The sequence below is a fragment of the Chelativorans sp. ZYF759 genome (assembly GCF_012911015.1).
GTDB lineage: Bacteria > Pseudomonadota > Alphaproteobacteria > Rhizobiales > Rhizobiaceae > ZYF759.
Map to the genome: position 1 here is coordinate 1 of NZ_WVVV01000041.1, position 1,156 is coordinate 1,156.

The following is a 1,156-nucleotide window of genomic DNA, read 5'->3' on the forward strand; positions in this document are numbered from 1 at the left end:
GTCTCGGCGCTGACGCAGCGCGACTCCCTTCTCCCCTTGTGGGGTGAGGAGCGGTCGGCCGCAGGCCGATTGATCGGCAACGATTTGTCGATCAAAGCGACGAACGGTGGCCGACAACGAGCCGTGAGCATGGCGAACGGCGAGGCAGGAGGTCGGATGAGGGGTCTGCGCCATCCATTCCGCCCTCGTGGTTCGAGGCTGCGCCTCCGCTTCGCTGCGGCTTCGCACCTCACCATGAGGGCTGCCGGTGCGGCCCGCTTCGGCTGTAGCTCCCCGAGCTGGCGTCTGGGCGAGCCCAAAGCCCGGCGCCCACATCTCTGCCCTCATCCTGAGGTGCGCAACCTCTCAGCCCTCATCCTGAGGTGCAGAGCGCAGCGGAGCCTCGAAGGACGAGGGCAAGCCGCGCCCGCTATTTCTCCGCCCCATCTTTTTTTGACGCCATCTGTCCACACCCCCAACCACCGACCCCATACTCCCCGCGCCCAACCAACGGAGGCGGCGATGGATGGAACTGCGGCAATCGAGGCGAACCGGCAGGCACTCACCCGCATCGTCGCCATGCTGGTCGAGATGGCGGGGCTGGCGCAACCTCTCACCTCCCCCTTGATGGGGGAGGTCGCGACGCAGTCGCGGGAGGGGGTGACCTTGAGGTCGCAACCCCCACCCGACGCTTCGCGTCGACCTCCCCACAAGGGGGAGGTAGAGCTCCGTGCGACCCTCCCCCGCATCCTGTGGCGCGCGATCCTCGCCCTGCTGCGCCCGGCCGAATCCGCCGCGCGCCGCCTGATCATCGCCGCCGCAAAGGGCCTGACGGTGCCACCGCCACGCCCGCGCCAGCCAAAGCCCCGGCCCCAGCCGATCGAACCGCTCCTTCGCCGCCTCGGCATCGCCGTGATGATGGCGCCAGCCAATGCCACCCGCGACGGTACATCCTCCCCTGCAAAGCGAATCCCCGCCTTCCCCCTCTTCGATCCTCCGCGCCGCCTCGCCCTTTACGGCCGGCGCCGTCCCACCGTGCCCCCGCACGCCGCCCCGCGCATTGTCGTGCCCGGCGTGACCGAACCCGCACCGCTTCCGCCGCCACCTTCCTCCGACGACCTCATCAGCGCCACGCGCCTGACCCAGCGCCTCGCAGCCCTTGCCGCGGCGCTTGACG

The 1,156-nt window shown here is 69.9% G+C and carries 1 protein-coding gene; it reads left to right on the plus strand.

Going from position 1 to position 1,156, the window contains the following annotated elements:
* Window positions 1–501: 501 nt before the first annotated feature.
* On the plus strand, window positions 502–1,156 hold a 655-nt coding region (locus tag GRZ55_RS22930), incomplete at its 3' end, for a hypothetical protein (RefSeq protein WP_169289257.1).